Origin of the sequence: Bifidobacterium sp. ESL0728, assembly GCF_029392015.1 — a bacterium.
Classification (GTDB): domain Bacteria; phylum Actinomycetota; class Actinomycetes; order Actinomycetales; family Bifidobacteriaceae; genus Bifidobacterium.
This window is the reverse complement of the sequence record NZ_CP113925.1, coordinates 1,412,934-1,430,386: the sequence shown is the minus strand read 5'-3', so window position 1 is coordinate 1,430,386 and position 17,453 is coordinate 1,412,934. Positions and strand designations below refer to the sequence as shown.

Here is a 17,453-nt window from a genome sequence, read left to right as displayed (position 1 = left end):
CAGATACAAGGAAGAGTCATGTGGAAACCAATCAAAATGGGCGCTGGAATTCGGCAGCGTTGCGAAAGGCTATAGTAACGTTTGATGATGCTCCTGACCCTGAAGGGCAATCGCCCTTTGTCGATGGAGTGGAACATCGACGTGACATTGCCGTCGTACCCTACGATCCATCATGGCCCGCACTTTTCGAACAATTGCGGAAGACAATCGTTGAAGCTCTTGGTTTTCGTGTGTTGACCATCGAACATATCGGTTCCACCTCGGTGCCGAGTCTGGCCGCCAAGCCGATAATCGACATCGATCTCATCGTCGCTGATTCCAATGATGAAAGTATGTACATTCCTGCACTTGAAAATGCCGGATTCCGGCTGGTTATCCGAGAGCCGTGGTGGTATGGGCATCGTATGCTTCGCGGTGACGCGCCATCCTGCAACCTGCATGTATGGTCGCTCGGATCGCCTGAGGCCATACGACATCTCATATTCCGTAACTGGCTTCGGAACAATGCCGATGATAGAAATTTGTATCGTGCCGTTAAAAGCGAGGCGGCGAGTCATACCACCGCTGTAGGAGGTTTGGTATCGGATTATAATCGGTGCAAGCAGGAAACCGTCCGAGCGATTTATGCGCGGGCGTTTATTGCAGCTGGACTTGTCAAGTCGGAATCAGTGACAGTTTGCAGGGATACAGATTGATATCCGCGTGATTAGCGATCGGGGATTTCGAAGGCCAGCGAACCATAAAGAGTGGGAAGATCAGGGTCGATTGGCATGATCTGCGTCGGCAGCGTGGCGGAATATGTTTTCTTCCCGTTTTTGGCGCCGGTCTGTTGCCATCTGCCGTTGGTGGAACCTGACTGCAGAGGGTTCTTCCATGTGTACAGGATGGTGTTGTTCTTGCGGACATTCATGGCGTATTCGAGGGGAACGGTACCCTTCAACTGCATTTGAACTTTCCATGTGCCTTCGATTCCTCTTCTGGGAATGGTGATCGAAGCGGAGGTGTTCTGTGACGATGCAGCCAATCTGGTGTCGACAATTACAAGATCATTGACGTTATAGGTGATTGCTGTTGCATCATAGTTCTGCAACACCAATCTTCCTGTGGCCATCGGCTGGTTGAGGACATCCAATTGTGCGTTGCCGTCTTGTTTCACTTTGAGGTTTATCGCCCTGATTGAGGCTCCACGTGCCTTGATGTTCATTGTCCATACACCAGCCGGCGCCCCGGGTTTGCCTTCAAGCTTGGGCTGATTGTCGGAAGGCTTTGGAATGAGGAAGGTGGCAAGCAGAATAACTAGTGCCACCAGGCCTGCCGCAATAATGGTTATGATGATGGGATGTCTGTTTTTCTTTTTATCCTTGCCGGTTGATTCGTAATGTTTGTTTGGCTGGACTTTGTTTGATTTTGTCTGTTTGGATTTCGTCTGTTTGTTAGATGTATGCTGGGTTTCACTCGATTGGGTTGGAGGTTCGCAGGGTTGATCTTGCAAGTCGTCGTCATTGCTGTGTTTCGACTCAAGAGGGGTTGGAATGGGTACCGGCGGCAGCGGTGGCAACGGTGGAAGCGGTGTATCGGGCTGTCGGACCCCGCAGTTTTGACAGAATTCTGTGCCACTTGGCAATGGCTTTCCGCAATTGTTGCAGAATCTCAAGATTGGCCCTTCCTCCGATATGAAGTAGCGTTATTTGATAATAATTATCAAATTATAAATATTATGGACCAATCTATCAAATCCCGCATACTAAACTTGGAATCGAATTTGTCCATGTCAAAAGGCTGTCACATCACAATCCTTGATGCGGCAGCCCTTAAAACATGAACCTTCAGTCCTGAAACCTTAAGGACCGGAGAATCTCAGCAGTTGAAGTAGAGCTCGTATTCAAGCGGGGTCGGGGCCAGACGCTGCTGGTCGATTTCGTCGCGTTTCAGGGAGACCCAGGTGTCAATGAGGTCGGTGGTGAAGACGTCGCCGGCGGTCAGGAAGTCGTTGTCTTCTTCGAGCGCGTCCATCGCTTCGCCCAGCGAGGCCGGAACGTGCTTCATGTTGTCCAGCTCCTCTGGCGGCAGTTCGTAGACGTCCTTGTCGACAGGGGCAGGGGGCTCGATGTGGTTCAAGACGCCGTCCATGCCGGCCATCAGCTGGGCCGAGAAGGCGAGGAACGGGTTGCAGGAAGGATCGGGGACGCGGAACTCGATGCGCTTGGCCGCAGGAGCGGTGCCGGCGAATGGGATGCGGATGGCGGCCGAACGGTTGCGAGCCGAGTAGACGAGGTTCGTCGGGGCTTCATAGCCGGGCACCAGGCGCTTGTAAGAGTTGAGCGACGGGTTGGTGAAGGCGAGCACCGAGGAGGCGTGCTTGATCAGGCCGCCGATGTACCAGCGGGCGATGTCGGAAAGGCCGCCGTAGCCATTCTCGTCGTAGAAGAGCGGCTTGCCGTCCTTCCACAGCGACTGGTGGCAGTGCATGCCGGTGCCGTTGTCGCCGGCGATGGGCTTGGGCATGAAGGTCACGGCCTTGCCTGCCTCGAAAGCGGTTTCGTGCACGACGTACTTGTATTTCTGCAGGTCATCACCGGCGTGCTGCAGGGTGTTGAAACGATAGTTGATCTCCTGTTGGCCTGCGCCGCCGACCTCGTGGTGGCTGCGTTCGAGAATCAGGCCGACCTTCTGAAGGTTGGCGACCATGTCGTCGCGCAGGTCCTGGTTGTGGTCCTGCGGGGCCGGAGGGAAGTAGCCGCCCTTGACGCGGTTCTTGAAACCGACATTGGCCGAGCCGTCGGCCTCGACTTCGGCGCCGGTGTTCCATGGTGCCTCGACGGAATCGACTTCATAGAAGGAACGCTGCATCGTGTTCTCGTAACGGACGGAATCGAAGAGGAAGAATTCGGCCTCGGGGGCGAAGCAGGCAGTGTCGGCCACGCCGGTCGCCTTGATGTAGGCTTCGGCCTTGGCGGCCACCTGACGCGGGTCGCGCGAATAGGGTTCCATGGTGATCGGGTCGACCACCGAATGGGCTACAACGAGTGTCTTGTGCTTGCGGAACGGATCGAGGAAAGCGGTGGACACATCCGGAACCAGCTTCATATCAGAGTTCTCGATGGCTTGGAAGCCACGGATGGATGATCCGTCGAACGGCTCTCCGTCGGTGAACGCGTCCTTGAGGAATTCACTTGCCGGCACCGTGAAGTGCTGCTGACCGCCTAAGAGGTCGGTGAAGCGCACGGAGATGTATTCCACGCCTTCCGTGTTGATGAGGGCTTCGAGGTCTTCCTTCGTTTCGAGTGCAGTCAATGGACCGCTCCTTTCGTTGTGCTAACAATGTCCAAGTGTAAGGTAATGAGTTTCCAGAGGTCGCGCATTGAGTTACGAATATGTTTCGGACGATGATTTTTAATTGGAATTCGTTGAATTATCAGGGAAATTGAAATGAAAAAACCTCTCGCGATTTGGTCACGAGAGGATTGAATCACCGGCCGCGCATGGCTCTGCGGCTGATATGTTGCGGGCGCATCGGGTCCATGCCCTTGGGAATGCCTAGGCCGCGCTTCTCCTGAAGGGTGTGCAGGCGACCGTTCAGTGTTTCAAGCTGCTCCTTGGTAAGTACGAAGCGACGACGAGGATGAATCTTGTTCATGAAAGCGAATCTGTGTTCAATGGTCTCATAACTTTTGCACTTGAGCACCGTCTTGCGCAGGTCCTTGAGCCGTACCTGTCCTTCTTCGGTTCCTACTGATATCGAAAAGACGGGGATGTCGCTTCCTGCGGTTACACCTTTGATGGCTTGTTTTTGACGTTCCAACGGGCGTTTCGTATGGCTTACGCTCCCCTCGGCCAGCAGGTAGACGCCGTTGTATCCGGTTCCTCGCCATATGGCCTCTTTGGTCTTCGGATCGATCCATACCGGGGTCTGAGGGAAGCTGTAGCCAGCCTTGTTGATATTGCTGAGCACGCTGATGGCGGCACCCGGCCGGCCCTCGAGCTTGGCATAGCCGACCTTGTCCGAACGATTGGTCAGCGTCATGGTGAAGAGCAGCACGCCGACCATCACCAGCAGGATCATCATGAAGATCCAGGTAAGCCAGCCCCAATGCATGAGTAGACCGACGATGACACCGATCACGACCGGCAGCAGGAACGCACCTGCCAAAAGCCAGGGGAGTGACTTGTCTTCCGCATGGGTGTACTTATAGATCTGGCGAATCTGAGTAATGACTTTCGGGCCTTTTTTCTTGTCTTTCTTCGCCTTTTTCTCTTTGGCCATCGACTTCCTCACTTGTATTTTCTGGCACGAACAAACTAAATCACGATTTTAGGGAGTGGTTGCGACGCAAAACATGCACTTACGCCGTATTTCGGGAAACTTTGCAATGGATTTAATGAGTTATCGGGTGTGCAACGGCCGTCCGTCCGCTTTGAGCAGAGCCTCGCCGAACGCTTCGCTGAAAGTAGGGTGGGGGTGAATAAGGCGTGCGGCATCGCTGAGCGGCACGCGATTGCCGATCAGTTCTTCGGCCTCCGCTATCAGGTCGCCGGCATCCGGGGCGAGCATATGGACGCCCAGAATTACCGGTGTATCGGGTTTGCTGGCGTATGCTCCGCTTACCACCGACATCGACCCTGCTTCGCCGCTCATGAGGATTCGTGCGTTGCCCATCATCGGGTAGACGGTCTCTTTGGGCTCGATGATGGCCGGATTTGCTTTGGCTGCATCGATTGTCAATCCCACGCTGGCGAATTCCGGAGTGGAGAAGACGACTTCGGGGACGGTGTTGTTGTCGACCGGTCGGGGATTTCGGCCGGCGATGGTTTCGGCGATGACGATGCCCTGTTCGAATGCTCGGTAGGCCAGTGCCGGCCCGACGGTGATGTCCCCCAACGCCCAGATTCCGGGTTGGCTGGTACGTCCGAGATCATCGGTTTTCACCAGACCGTGTTCGTCCAGTTCGATGCCTGCGTTGTCGAACCAATCGGCGTCGGTGTTGGGGTCGCGTCCAATCGCTGTCAGCACGAAGTCGGCTTGGACCTCACGTACGGTTTCATCTTTGTCGGTGGAATAACAGACGGTTGCGCCTGCGATGCCTGCAACGCTTTTGATATCGCCGACATGGCTGTGGGTGACGATATGGACTCCGTTTTTGGCCAATGCACGGGTCAGCGCCATCGAAGTGCGACGGTGCGTGTGGGAAAGCACACGTTCGTGGCGGATCAGCAGAGTCACGTCAACGCCTGCCGCATTCCACATCGAGGCGAATTCCACCGCTACGGCGCCGGCCCCGACAATGACCGCAGACTTCGGGAATGGCAGCAGGCCGAGCGCCTGGGTCGAATCGATCACTGCGCCTTCGAAAGGATGATCCGGCAGAGGCCTGGGGCGCGAGCCAGTGGCTACCACGATATTGTCGGCTGTGATCTCGATGGAGGAGTTACACGCGCTTTTGGATTGTCTGACAGATTGCAAATCGGCTTTGGAATGGTGTTCCTTGGTCGTTGAACCGTTGGAAAGAGCGTTTGTGTTCTTCGTTTCGCTGATATTTACTTTGACGCGATGATTCTCTGCAATTGAGGCTTCACCGTTAATCACTGCCACTTTTCTCGTCGAAAGCAGGGTTGCCAGGCCATCGGTCATCGCCCTGACCATCTCGTTCTTGAAAGCGTTCAGTTTCACAAAATCGATGTCTTCGATGCTTGCGTTGATGCCTATACGTTTCGCATCACCGACATCGGCAATCGCACGGGAAGCGGTGATGAGGGCTTTCGACGGGATACATCCGCGGTTGAGGCAGGTACCGCCGAGTCTCTCTTCGCGATTGATCAGTACGACCGAAAGTCCCAGTTCGCTGGCGCGCAAAGCCGTGGCATACCCGCCGGGCCCGCCGCCGATGATGGCGATGTCGACATGTGTGGTCTGCATCTTTACTCCGAATCTATAAGTCTTAATAAATAAAAATACCTTTGCGTATATTCGATGAACGGACGCAAAGGTAATTTCTTATGAAAACAGGACGTACGAACGGCTTTACTTCGGCCAGTTGCCGCGTTTCTTCGACGTCGGCCTAGGTACGCGCCAACGGCGAAGCTGAAGGGCGCGACTCCAAGCATACGAGCACATGCGGGTACCTTTCGCCACCGATTTTTCTCCGAACTTTTCGATGAGTTTCTTCTTGAGCTTCTGCCACATGACGACGATGTCGATAATTGCGAGAATCAGATAGATATACATCGCCGCAAGCAGCGGACCGTAAAGTGCAGGCCATTCGAAGGCAATGACCATGGTGACGATCATGATGATGAAAAACACCGGAAGGAAGTATTCGGCGAGGTTGAAGCGGGCATCGACGTAATCGCGGACGTAAATATGGGCAGGATCGCGCTCGACACGCGGCATATGGGCCACGTCGCCGGTACGCATCGCCTCGTACTGCTCGTCTTCTTTCTTCTTGATTCGTTCCTTGGCGGCTTTCTTGTCGGCCTTGGAGTCTTTTGGAACGAGAGGATGAAGGTTGCGTTGCTCGGCGACCTTACGCTTGGGTGTCGGGTGGCCTTTGCCTTCCTGCTCATCAGGTTTATTTGCTGCGGAATCGGCGGATTTCTGCGCCGCTTCCTTCTTCTTGTCCTTGCTGAAGGGATTCCATGTCATAGTTTGAGATTAGGGGAGAGTATCGACGCGCAAACCTCGGTGAATATGTAGCGATTCAAACGATTCCGGACGGGTTTCTTCTGTTTTTTCTCGGGCCTGTGTGATTATCGAGATGAATGGACAAGTCTGATAAGGAGCATGACATGGCTGCATTGAGCAAGGAAGAACTGCATTCGCGGGTCGACGCCGATTTTGATCGCATTGTCGATCTGTTGAGCAGGAAGGTTGCACTGAAATCGGTTTCCGCACAAGGCATCACCGGTGAGCACATGCGTCGTTCGGCGCAATTCGTGGCTGACGAACTTAAAAAACGCGGGGTGGACGCCAAAGTGGTGCAGTCCAAGAATCCTGACGGCACCCCCGGAGCTTTTGAAGTGGTCGGTTCGAAGATTGTCAATCCTGACGCTCCCACCGTGCTGCTATACGCTCATCACGACGTTCAGCCGGTGCCGGACGCCTCGGCATGGGATACCGACCCGTTTGTGGCCACCGAGGTCGATGGCCGTCTTTACGGACGCGGCGCGACCGACGACGGTGGCGGCATTGCCATCCATTCCGGCGCGTTGCATGCATTGGGTGACGATTTGAAGGTCAATATCAAGGTCTTCATCGAAGGCGAGGAGGAGATGGGCTCGCCGAGCTTCATTCCTTTCATCGAGGCGCATCGCGACGAGTTCGATTCCGATGTCATCATCGTGGCCGACTCCGGCAACTGGAGCGCCGAAATCCCCAGCCTCACCACTAGTCTGCGCGGCAATACCGACTTGGATGTCACCGTGAAGGCGCTGGAACATCCCGTGCACTCCGGCCAGTTCGGCGGCCCGATTCTCGATGCCAATACTCTGTCATCCATGCTTATCGCTTCGATGTATGACGAAAATGGATCGCTGAATATCCCTGGTCTTGTCGGAGGAGACCCGGTCGGTGGGCTTCAGCGTGACTTGGATGAGGCCAGCGTACGTGCCGATTCCTCCGTGGTCGATTCCTACCGGTTCGCCGGCACAGGTTCTCTCGCCTCGCGCCTGTGGACCAAGCCGAGCATCTCGGTCATCGGATTCGATGCCCATCCGGTCGAGGGTTCGTTCAACGTCATCGCCAACGAAACGCGTTTCCGTCTTTCCATCCGCACCGCGCCAAACCAGCGTCCTGAAGATGCTGCCAAGGCCGTTACGGACTTCCTCACTTCCCACGCGCCGTTCGGTGCTGAAGTCTCGGTTTCGATGGTCGACGCCGGCATGGGCTGGAGCATGGACCCCAATGCCGAAGCCACCCAGGATGCATTGGAATCGATGCGCGAGGCGTTCGGCGTCGACCCGATCAACAAGGGCGAAGGCGGCTCGATCCCGTTCATTCCCGAGCTGCAGCGCATCTTCCCCAAGGCTCAGGTCTTGGTTACCGGACCAGAAGACCCCAAGGGCAACGCCCACAGCCCCAACGAGTCGATTGACCTTCAAAGCCTAAAAAACAACGTCCTCACCGAGGCCCTGATCCTAACCAAACTCGCGAAGTAATCCACTAACTCGCCTTCTCGTCGTCTGACGTTAGTCGTGGCGGTGGCAGATATACAACGTTCGACACGCTCCGGGCCGCTCAGGCCAAGTCTTTACGGTCGAACATTGCATATCTGCCGCCGCCACTAATCCTTAGGGAAGCGAACTCGCTGTAATCTCCAAATAGTAAAGAATCAGGGTCGGTGGTACTCCAAGCGAATAGCTGCCGCATGCTCAATTTTTCTAAATGCATACGTGCGAATTGCAAGCTCACTGTCATAAGGTTCCTTATTCATGCGGTAGCTATTCGCTGGTGAACCACCTCCCGCAACCCCTGTCAATCAGATTCCTCTGTGCATAAGTGTGGGGGTTGGGGCATGCGATGCTCGACCGTAAAGACTCGGCCTGAGCGGCCCGGAGCGTGTCGAGCATTGTATGCCCCAACCCCCACACGACTACCCGTAGGCCGATTGACAGGGGATTGCTCTAGGATGGCGAACTGACACGGGGGCTGGTCTTTACGGCTGGCTGAGATGAGGATTTCCTCGACCGAATGAACGTGAGTCCGGACAATGCCGGCGCACGGACGTCTCTCTTTTCCCGTGCCTTGAAATGCGCGCCGATAAGCGGTGTGCACAGCGGAAAGGCACAAATCATGTCATCGTCAAATCGAACAACCATCGTCTCCAGGCCGAACCTTCGGTGGCGCGTCGTCGATATCGCCGTCGCTTCGGTCATCGGAGTGGCCAGCACGTTCGTCTATTGGGCCGCGGCCCTGCTATACGGCCCGATAGGTTCTCCTCTGGATGCTCTAATCCCCGGCCTTGGCGGTTTGATGAACGGGCTTTGGCTTTTCGCCGGTCCACTTGCCGCGGTTATCGTGCGTAAACCTGGCGCGGCCACCTATGCCGAAGTCGTCGCCGGCGTGCTCGAATCGTTGCTCGGCAACAGCTGGGGCGGCATGGAGACGTTTCTGATTGCACTGGTGCAGGGGCTTTGCGCCGAAGTCGTTTTTCTTTGCGTGGCCTACAAGGTGTGGAATCTAGTCACGATGACACTTTCCGGCGTGGTCTCGGCCGTAGGTTGTTGGGCCTATACGTTCTTCACCCATCTGCAGGGCTTTAAGATGACCGGCGCTTATGGAGTATGGTACTTGGTCGCCACGGTGATTTCCGGCGCGTTGGTGGCCGGCGTATTGATGTGGTATCTCTACATCGCCATTGCCAAAACCGGCGCCATCGACAAATTCGCTTCCGGCCGTCAGATCCGCGCCGCCGCCAAGTGAGCGGCATCGGGTAGAGTTTTGAGGCGTCGAAAAGGGGAACGTATGCAAGGCGAGCAATCCAAGGCAGCCGATAACCGGAACGGTGACGGCTCGCAACAGGGTGCCTTGGACGACCATGCCGGTACGGATGGCAGGGTTTTGCAAGATGCGGGACCTTCTTTGGGCAAGGTCTCCCCCAAGGTTGCGCCTGCTTCGATAAGTTTCAAAAATTGGGGCTATCGTCATGCTTCGCGCCGTCATTTCGCCGTCCGTGGGTTGAACCTTGACATCCGTCCCGGTGAGCATGTGCTCCTCCTTGGTGCTTCGGGCATCGGAAAATCGACGATCCTCGAAGGCGCCTCGGGTTTGCTTGGCGGGGATGCAGTGGAAGCCGCGAACGATGCCAGAGAGAACGAGACGGGAAAAGTCGTCGCTGTCGAGGATTCAGAAGGCGGGGTGACCGAAGGTGGCGTTTTCGTCGACGGTGTGCCGGCGGTCGCCGCGCACGGCCGCGTTGGACTGGTACTGCAGGACCCGGACTCGCAGACGATTTTCGAGCGCTTGGGCGACAACGTCGCTTTCGGCCCTGAAAACATGGGTGTGCCGCGTCCGCAGATTTGGCAACGTGTGAAACAAAGCCTTGCCGCGGTAGGTCTCGAAGGGCTTCAGCTGCACCGTTCCACCATGCATTTGAGTGGTGGGCAGATGCAGCGTCTGGCCTTGGCCGGGGCACTGGCCATGCAGCCTGGGGCGTTGCTTCTGGACGAACCGACCGCGAACCTTGATCCTGAGGGGGTCTCGCAAGTCATTGACGCCGTTTCTGATGTATTAGGTGACACCGAAGCGACCATGTTGCTCGTCGAGCATCGCGCCGGCCCATGGATAGACCTTATTGATAGGGTCATCGTTCTGGGGTTGGAATCGGACGACCAGGTCAAGGCTCGAATCACGCAGGTCGGTGATGATGCTGAGATTGACCACAGCGGGTTCCGGCGCACCATCGTCGTGGCCGACGGCACTCCGGACGAAGTGTTCGAAAACCGTGATTTGGATTTTGCCGCCCTCGGTATCTGGATGCCGGATAAATACCGACGACCGGAAGATGAAATCCATCGTATTTACACCGATGACGAGCCAGACAGCGACCCTGCTCTCGGTGACGGCAAGGTGCTGCTCTCGACCAAAAACCTGGCTATCGGCCGTAACGGCAAAGCGATAGCCGAACATATCAATGTTTCCTTCGCCGCCGAGCAGATCACGGCATTGGTCGGACGTAACGGAGTCGGCAAGTCCACGCTTTCCTTGACATTGGCCGGGTTGTTGGAACCTGTGGCGGGCAGCGTCGAAGCTTCTCCTGAATTGGCAAAAGGGGCAACCGGCAATTCTCCAATGGATTGGAAATCGACGGAACTGGCAGCGCGCATCTCCTACGTTTTCCAGAATCCCGAACACCAGTTTGCGCGTGGCAGCGTGCTTGAAGAGGTGATGCTCGGGCTGTTGCGTACAGGGACGCCCGAGGAGAAGGCCAAGAAGAAAGCCATGAAGTTGCTCCGCCGGTTCAGGCTTTCACAATATGCCTCGGTAAATCCGTATACGCTTTCCGGCGGCGAAAAGCGTCGTTTGACTGTTGCAGCCTCGCTTGCCGCCGCACCTCGCGTCATCATCTTAGACGAGCCGACGTTCGGTCAGGACAGACGCACCTGGATGCAGATCGTCTCGTTGATTCATTCGTTGCGAGGTGATGGGGTAAGCGTCATTGTGGTGACACATGATCGTGATTTGGTGACGGCTCTGGGCGCTCGTGTCATCGAGTTGCAGGCGCAAGGTGACACCGAAGGCGTGCGTTCGATGCATGTAGTCAGTGTGGCGGAAACCGTTCGAGGTGTCGCTGCTGACAGTGCTGATAAACAGCAACATGACGGTGCGCAAGCAGCAGAAGATGGTGCGATAAGCGATTCTCCAGAAGGCATTGGTAAGGCAAGCGGCAACGATGTGGAAACGGAAGCAACACAGTCCGACCAATCTGTCGATAACGATGCCGCGATGTCCAAACAGACCGATTCCGCGCCCATCGATGGCACCATCACCGTCAGCCCGGTCAACGAGCGCGACGAGAAAGAGCGTCAGTCCAGCCGTTCACCGTTCCTCGCCTCGCTCAACCCGACGTTCAGAATGCTGGGTGGGTTCATCGCCGCATTGCCGTTGATTTTCAGTCTTGACTGGGTTTCGGCCAGCGTCGCGCTGCTGATCGAGTTCATTTTGCTGGCATGCATCGGCCTCAAGCCGTGGCGCGTGGTCAAATCGACATGGCCGGTGTTCATCGGGGCTCCGGGCTCGGCGCTCGCCGTCCTGCTCTATGGCAAGGAGGGCGGCAGAATCTGGTGGCATTGGGCGATGATCACCGTCACCGACCGTTCGGCGATGCTCGCGCTCGCCACCGGTATCCGTATCCTGGCCGTTGGCATACCGGCCATTATCGCCGTTCTAGGCGTAGAGACCACGGACCTGGCCGATTCCTTCAGCCAGATCCTTCATCTGCCCGACCGATTCGTCTATGGTGGCCTCGCCGGAATGCGGCTTTTCTCGGTTCTTCGCGACGATTGGGCTGCGCTCACCGCCTCCCGTCGCTCTCGTGGTCTCGGCGACGAAAACAAGGTCAAGGCCTTCTTCCCGCAGACTTTCGCCTTGCTGGTCCTTTCCATCCGTCGTTCCACCACGTTGGCGACGGCGATGGAAGCGCGCGGATTCGGCGGCGACATTCCCCGGACCCATGCCCGTGTCAGCCATGTTCATCCCCGCGATTGGATCTTCGTCATCGTCTGCGCCTTGGTCCCTACTGTTTCCCTTATTTCTGCGGCTTTCGCCGGTACCTTCGCCTTCTTTGGCGGATGAGTTTTTACTGGCGAATGCTCATACGTTTGATTTGATATTTATTGTAGGTTATTGAATATGATCAAGTTTTTATTGTCTGTCTTAAGTCAGTTGTCTTAAGTAAGTTGGGGAAATTATTCGATACAGGTCGATGGCAATATCTTCGCGTAACATGTAGCCATGCCTTTTAATCAGCACATTATTGAAAATCCCAAATCCGAGCGTGTCAAGCGCGTGGCGGAGCTGGAAAAGACCAAGGCTCGCAGGAAGACCGGAAAGTTCCTTGTCGAAGGGCCGCAATCCGTGCGTGAACTTGTCCGATGGATGCCCGAGGTGGTCGAGGATTGCTATGTGCAAATGAACGATAGGCAGTCCGGGTTGCTTTCGTCAGTAGTCGAGGAAATCGCGCGTGAAGCTGACGAGCAGGGGCTGTACATTCATCAGGTCACCGGTGATGTGATGCATCGTATGAGCACGGACGCGCAGGGCATTGTTGCGGTCGGCAATCTTGACGCCGCACAAAACCGTATGATTAATGGCTTTGAGCACGGGGAATCCAGCGATGTAAAGGATACGAAAGTAGTCCATAATCTTGTCACCCGTGGGACCGATGTAAAAAGCAACGCCAGAAAAGATGACAATAGGACTGAGACTTCTCAAACGTCTGAGGGCAAGTCGGATTCTGTTCCGTCCGACGACACGGTCGCCGCGTTCTGGCAGATACGTGACCCCGGCAACGCAGGAACCGTGATTCGTTCGGCCGATGCCGCAGGGTGTCGTGCGGTGATTTTCGTGGACGATTGCGTCGACCGGTTCAATCCGAAGGTCATCCGTTCCACGGCAGGTTCCCTGTTCCATCTGCCGGTGGTCACCATGGGTACAGAAGAATTCTTTGCGTGGGCTAGCGAACAGCACCGCGAGGTGATGGCGGCTGATGTCTACGGCACACAAAAGGTCAGGCCGGAATCGTTGATTGACGTGGCGACCGGACTCAGGCATTCGCAAGACGGCAATGCCGCCAATCGGGAAGACCACGATTCTTCGTTGTTCCCGGTTGATAAGAATGAACGAAGCGTTGGAAGCGTTGAAAGCGATGGGAACAAAGCGGGTTCAAACGCTCAACGTTCTTACGTCATCCTGTTTGGCAACGAGGCTCGTGGGTTGCCTGCCGATGTGCTGGAGCGTGTACAGCGCATCGTGTCAATTCCGCTGTATGGCAAGGCCGAATCGCTGAATCTCGCCACCAGCACGTCAGTGATGCTCTTTACCTTGGCGATGGCTCGCGACGCCGGACACCGTCAGTAGAACCGATTTTTTTATCGACTGATAACAAGCGCAACCGGATAGCGTGCTATGTCTAGTCATATTGAAACAATGAAAAGGCTGTAAACGCTTGGAATTCATGACTTTTGCGCATGTCATTCCGCGACGTTTCAACGTTTGAAAAAACTTAAAGGAAAGGGTACTCGTGGCACAGAGTGCGTCATTCGATGCAGGAGCGGTGACCGATGCGGTCGCCGAGGGCATCTCGAAAATCAAGAGTGCCTCCACTATGGAGGAGCTCAAAGCCATCAAGACGGAGTACGCCGGGGCTGAGTCAGCGATGACGCAGGCCAGCCGTGCCATCGGTGGGTTGCCAAAGGACGAGAAGAAAGGTGCCGGCCAGCTCATGGGCAAGCTGCGCGCCGATTTCGGACGTGCCTTTGGACTTAAGGAAGCACAGGTCAAGGCCGAAGAAGAGACCCGTCAACTCGCTTCCGAGACGGTCGACATGACTTTGCCGGTCAACCGCAAGCCGCTGGGTGCACGTCATCCCCTGCCCAAGCTGATGGAGGACGTCGAAGACCTCTTCATCTCCATGGGCTGGCAGATCTCCGCAGGTCCCGAAGTGGAAACCGAATGGTACGACTTCGACGCGTTGAATTTCGGCCCCGACCATCCTGCCCGCCAGATGCAGGACACCTTCTACGTCAAGGGCAATCAGGCCAAGGATGCCGCAGGATTCGTCGGAAGCAACATGGTGTTGCGTACGCAGACCTCTTCCGACCAGGTGCGCGCGCTGCTGACGCGCGGTGTGCCGCTCTATATCGCGTCTCCCGGCCGCGTGTTCCGCACCGACGAACTCGATGCGACGCATACTCCTGTCTTCCACCAGTGTGAGGCGCTGGCCGTCGACAAGGGACTGACGATGGGCGATCTCAAGGGTGTGCTCGACAAGCTCGCCGTTTCGATGTTCGGCCCGGAGGCCAAGAGCCGCCTGCGTCCGAGCTACTTCCCGTTCACCGAGCCCAGTGCAGAGCTGGACCTCTGGTTCCCCGACAAGAAGGGTGGCCCCGGCTGGATCGAATGGGGCGGCTGCGGCATGGTCAACCCGAACGTATTACGTTCGGCGGGTCTCGACCCGGACGTTTACACCGGCTTTGCGTTCGGCGTGGGCATGGAGCGTACGCTCTTGCTGCGCCACGATATCAACGACATGCACGACCTCGTGGAAGGCGACGTGCGTTTCAGCAAACAGTTTGTGATGGGGGAGTGAACCAACAATGCCAATGGTAGATATTGACTGGCTCAAGGAACATGTCGAGGTTCCGGCCGGTCTCACGTATGAACAGCTTGCCAAGGACCTGGTTCACGTCGGCCTTGAGGAAGAGGAGATCCATTCCTCGCAGGTCACCGGCCCGATCGTGGTCGGCTACGTGGTCGACTGCACGCCGGAACCGCAGAAGAACGGCAAGATCATCAACTGGTGCCATGTCGACGTCGGCGAGAAATACAACGACACCGACGAAAACGGCAACAAGGTGCCACGCGGCATCATCTGCGGCGCGCCGAACATGGCGGCCGGAGAGAAGGTCGTCGTGACTCTTCCGGGCGCTGTATTGCCTGGCGATTTCAAGATCGAACCCCGCAAGACCTATGGCCACATCTCCAACGGTATGTGCGCCTCGGAGCGTGAACTTGGTTTGGGCAGCGACCACAGCGGCATCATCCTGCTGAACCATTACGGATTCAGCAAGGAAGAGGCCGACGCCCTGAAGCCCGGCGACGACGTGATGCACCTGCTGCATCTCGACGAGCCGGTGCTGGAGATCAACATCACCCCAGACCGCGGCTACACGTTGTCCTATCGCGGCGTGGCACGCGAATACCACCATTCCACGGGTGCAGCCTATACCGATCCGGTCGACGCGCTCAACGCAGAAACCCCAAAGGTCGCCGAAAACGGCAAGGGCGACATCGAAGTCGAGATCGAAGACAACAACCCGATTCACGGCGTGCCCGGCTGCGACCGCTACTATGCGCGTATCGTACGCAACTTCGACCCTGCAAGCGAGACGCCGAGCTGGATGCGCCGCCGCCTGATCCGTGCTGGCATGCGTTCGATTTCGTTGGCCGTGGACGTCACCAACTACGTGATGATGGATCTGGGTCAGCCGATGCACGCCTATGACCTCGACAAGATCTGCGGGCCGATTGTCGTCCGTCGCGCCAACAAGGGCGAGACACTGACGACGCTTGACGGCAAGAAGCACGACCTGAGCGTCGAAGATCTGCTCATCACCGATTCGCCCGACGGCAAGCGCAGCTCCCGAATTCTCGGACTCGCCGGTGTCATGGGTGGCCTTTACGGCGAAGTCACGGCCGACACCAAGAACATCCTTCTGGAATCCGCGCACTTCGACCAGGTGACTATCGCCCGTTCCGCACGCCGCCACAAGACCCCGTCCGAGGCTTCCAAGCGTTACGAGCGCGGTGTGGATTACGCGCTGCAGCCCGCTGCCGCCCAGATGGCCGCCGATCTGATGGCCAAGTACGGCCACGGCGAGCCTTCCGATACACCTATCGATGTCAACAATACGCAGCCCCGTGAGGCCATCGATTTCAAGTTCACCGAGACGAAGCGCCTCACCGGTCTTGATACCTCCGACAAGCGTATCCGCGAGATTCTCGAAGACATCGGTTGCAAGGTGAGCGACGGTAAGGAAGACGGCCACATTTCCGTGGTGCCTCCGACGTGGCGTCCCGATCTGACCATGCCCTGCGACTTGGTCGAGGAGATCGCGCGTCTCGTCGGTTATGACGAGATTCCCGTGACCATGCCGCCGGCCCCCGTCGAAGGCGAAGTCGGACTGACCCCCGACCAGCAGCGCCAGCGCGACGTGGCCAATGAGCTTGCTGAATATGGCTTGGTGGAGACACTGAGCTATCCGTTCGTCGGCGATGCCGACTTCAAGGCGTTCGGTTACGATGCCGACAAGATCAAGCCGGTGAGCGTTGAAGTCGCCAACCCTCTCGCCGGCGATCGTCCGTATCTGCGTCGTGAAGTTCTGCCGACACTGGCCCAGACCGTGCAGCGCAACCTGCGTCGTGGGCTTCAGGACATCTCTCTCTATGAAATCGGCCACGTCTATCTCTGGAATCCGAACGCCCCGGCCATTCCGGCTCTGCCCGGTGGCCAGCGTCCGACCGATGAGCAGTTGAAGGCGCTCGATGCCGGTCTGCCCGAGCAGCCGTTGCATGTCGCCGCGATTCTGACCGGCAAGGCTGTGGAAACCGGCTGGCTCGGGGAACGCCGTGATGTCGATTACAGCGATGCCGTCGAAGCGATGAACCGCGTGGTCGATCGTCTCGGAGCCAATGTCTCCATTGTGCAGCCCGAACCGCAGGAAGTGCCGATGCAATGGCATCCGGGCCGTGCCGCCAAGGTCATGGCAGGCGATACGTTCGTTGGTATGGTTGGCGAGCTACACCCGCACGTCAATACGGCGCTCGGTTTCCCCGAGCATTCCGCAGCGTTCGAGCTGAACCTGACTGCCCTCTTCGCCACGTTGAGCGGCAAGCCGGTGCAGGCCAAGCCGATTTCGACCTTCCCGCCTGTCAAGCAGGACCTCGCTTTCACAGTTCCCGATACGGTCACCGCCGCGCAATTGCAGCAGGTCATCGAAGAGGCCGCAGGCGATAACCTCGAGTCCATCGAACTCTTCGATGTGTTCTCCGGCGACCAACTCGGCGACCATCAGAAGTCGCTTGCCTACTCGGTCACTTTCCGCTCTCCGGATAAGACGCTTACCGGCGACGACACGGAGGCCATCCGCAAGGCTATTGTCGATAACGCGGAAACGATTGGTGCACAGTTGCGTGCCTGACAATCATTCCTGAGAAATCTTGGGAATGGAAATGATACGGA

Annotated in this window: 11 protein-coding genes, 2 pseudogenes and 1 riboswitch; of the genes and pseudogenes, 8 read left to right on the top strand and 5 right to left on the bottom strand. The window is 56.7% G+C overall.

What is annotated here, in order from left to right; translation table 11 throughout:
* The first annotated feature begins 20 nt into the window (after positions 1 to 20).
* Entirely contained in the window at positions 21 to 695 is a 675-nt protein-coding gene (locus OZX67_RS05660) for a GrpB family protein (RefSeq protein WP_277141674.1), read from the top strand.
* 11 nt (positions 696 to 706) lie between these two features.
* On the opposite strand, the gene OZX67_RS05655 is transcribed toward OZX67_RS05660, so the two are convergent.
* From OZX67_RS05655 to OZX67_RS05635, 5 genes are all read right to left on the bottom strand, one after another.
* Positions 707 to 1,654 (bottom strand): zinc ribbon domain-containing protein, encoded by a 948-nt coding sequence (locus OZX67_RS05655; RefSeq protein ID WP_277141671.1) that lies wholly within the window; start codon positions 1,652 to 1,654, stop codon positions 707 to 709.
* Positions 1,655 to 1,857: 203 nt separating this feature from the next.
* Positions 1,858 to 3,294 (bottom strand): type I glutamate--ammonia ligase, encoded by a 1,437-nt coding sequence (gene glnA / locus OZX67_RS05650; RefSeq protein ID WP_277141669.1) that lies wholly within the window; start codon positions 3,292 to 3,294, stop codon positions 1,858 to 1,860.
* Between the two features lie 175 nt (positions 3,295 to 3,469).
* A complete protein-coding gene (locus tag OZX67_RS05645) occupies positions 3,470 to 4,264 on the bottom strand; it encodes a DUF4191 domain-containing protein (protein ID WP_277141667.1) in 795 nt (264 codons plus the stop codon).
* A 120-nt stretch (positions 4,265 to 4,384) separates the two neighbouring features.
* Positions 4,385 to 5,914 (bottom strand): FAD-dependent oxidoreductase, encoded by a 1,530-nt coding sequence (locus tag OZX67_RS05640; RefSeq protein WP_277141665.1) that lies wholly within the window; start codon positions 5,912 to 5,914, stop codon positions 4,385 to 4,387.
* 105 nt (positions 5,915 to 6,019) lie between these two features.
* Entirely contained in the window at positions 6,020 to 6,640 is a 621-nt protein-coding gene (locus OZX67_RS05635) for a DUF3043 domain-containing protein (RefSeq protein ID WP_277141663.1), read from the bottom strand.
* Positions 6,641 to 6,783: 143 nt separating this feature from the next.
* Between OZX67_RS05635 and OZX67_RS05630 the strand changes: the two genes are divergently transcribed.
* From OZX67_RS05630 to pheT, 7 genes and pseudogenes are all read left to right on the top strand, one after another.
* Positions 6,784 to 8,151, top strand: coding sequence for a dipeptidase (locus OZX67_RS05630; RefSeq protein ID WP_277141661.1), 1,368 nt, complete (start codon positions 6,784 to 6,786; stop codon positions 8,149 to 8,151).
* 473 nt (positions 8,152 to 8,624) lie between these two features.
* Positions 8,625 to 8,735, top strand: a riboswitch (TPP riboswitch).
* 50 nt (positions 8,736 to 8,785) lie between these two features.
* Positions 8,786 to 9,415, top strand: coding sequence for an ECF transporter S component (locus tag OZX67_RS05625; protein WP_277141658.1), 630 nt, complete (start codon positions 8,786 to 8,788; stop codon positions 9,413 to 9,415).
* Positions 9,416 to 9,457: 42 nt separating this feature from the next.
* On the top strand, positions 9,458 to 12,286 hold the full coding sequence (locus OZX67_RS05620; RefSeq protein WP_277141656.1) for an ATP-binding cassette domain-containing protein: 2,829 nt from the start codon (positions 9,458 to 9,460) through the stop codon (positions 12,284 to 12,286).
* 159 nt (positions 12,287 to 12,445) lie between these two features.
* A pseudogene (locus tag OZX67_RS09635) lies at positions 12,446 to 12,754 on the top strand (RNA methyltransferase); the annotation flags it as partial.
* 213 nt (positions 12,755 to 12,967) lie between these two features.
* Positions 12,968 to 13,570: pseudogene (locus OZX67_RS09630) on the top strand (RNA methyltransferase); the annotation flags it as partial.
* A 163-nt stretch (positions 13,571 to 13,733) separates the two neighbouring features.
* Complete coding sequence (gene pheS / locus OZX67_RS05610) at positions 13,734 to 14,801, top strand: phenylalanine--tRNA ligase subunit alpha (protein ID WP_277141652.1); 1,068 nt, start codon at positions 13,734 to 13,736, stop codon at positions 14,799 to 14,801.
* Positions 14,802 to 14,808: 7 nt separating this feature from the next.
* Positions 14,809 to 17,412, top strand: coding sequence for a phenylalanine--tRNA ligase subunit beta (pheT, locus tag OZX67_RS05605; protein ID WP_277141650.1), 2,604 nt, complete (start codon positions 14,809 to 14,811; stop codon positions 17,410 to 17,412).
* Positions 17,413 to 17,453 lie beyond the last annotated feature (41 nt).

Excerpts from the sequence above, each read along its gene's own strand:
- OZX67_RS05645 (WP_277141667.1), bottom strand. The coding sequence starts at position 4,264 with ATGGCCAAAGAGAAAAAGGCGAAGAAAGACAAGAAAAAAGGCCCGAAA.
- OZX67_RS05640 (WP_277141665.1), bottom strand. The coding sequence starts at position 5,914 with ATGCAGACCACACATGTCGACATCGCCATCATCGGCGGCGGGCCCGGC.
- OZX67_RS05635 (WP_277141663.1), bottom strand. The coding sequence starts at position 6,640 with ATGACATGGAATCCCTTCAGCAAGGACAAGAAGAAGGAAGCGGCGCAG.
- OZX67_RS05630 (WP_277141661.1), top strand. The coding sequence starts at position 6,784 with ATGGCTGCATTGAGCAAGGAAGAACTGCATTCGCGGGTCGACGCCGAT.
- OZX67_RS05625 (WP_277141658.1), top strand. The coding sequence starts at position 8,786 with ATGTCATCGTCAAATCGAACAACCATCGTCTCCAGGCCGAACCTTCGG.
- OZX67_RS05620 (WP_277141656.1), top strand. The coding sequence starts at position 9,458 with ATGCAAGGCGAGCAATCCAAGGCAGCCGATAACCGGAACGGTGACGGC.
- pheT (WP_277141650.1), top strand. The coding sequence starts at position 14,809 with ATGCCAATGGTAGATATTGACTGGCTCAAGGAACATGTCGAGGTTCCG.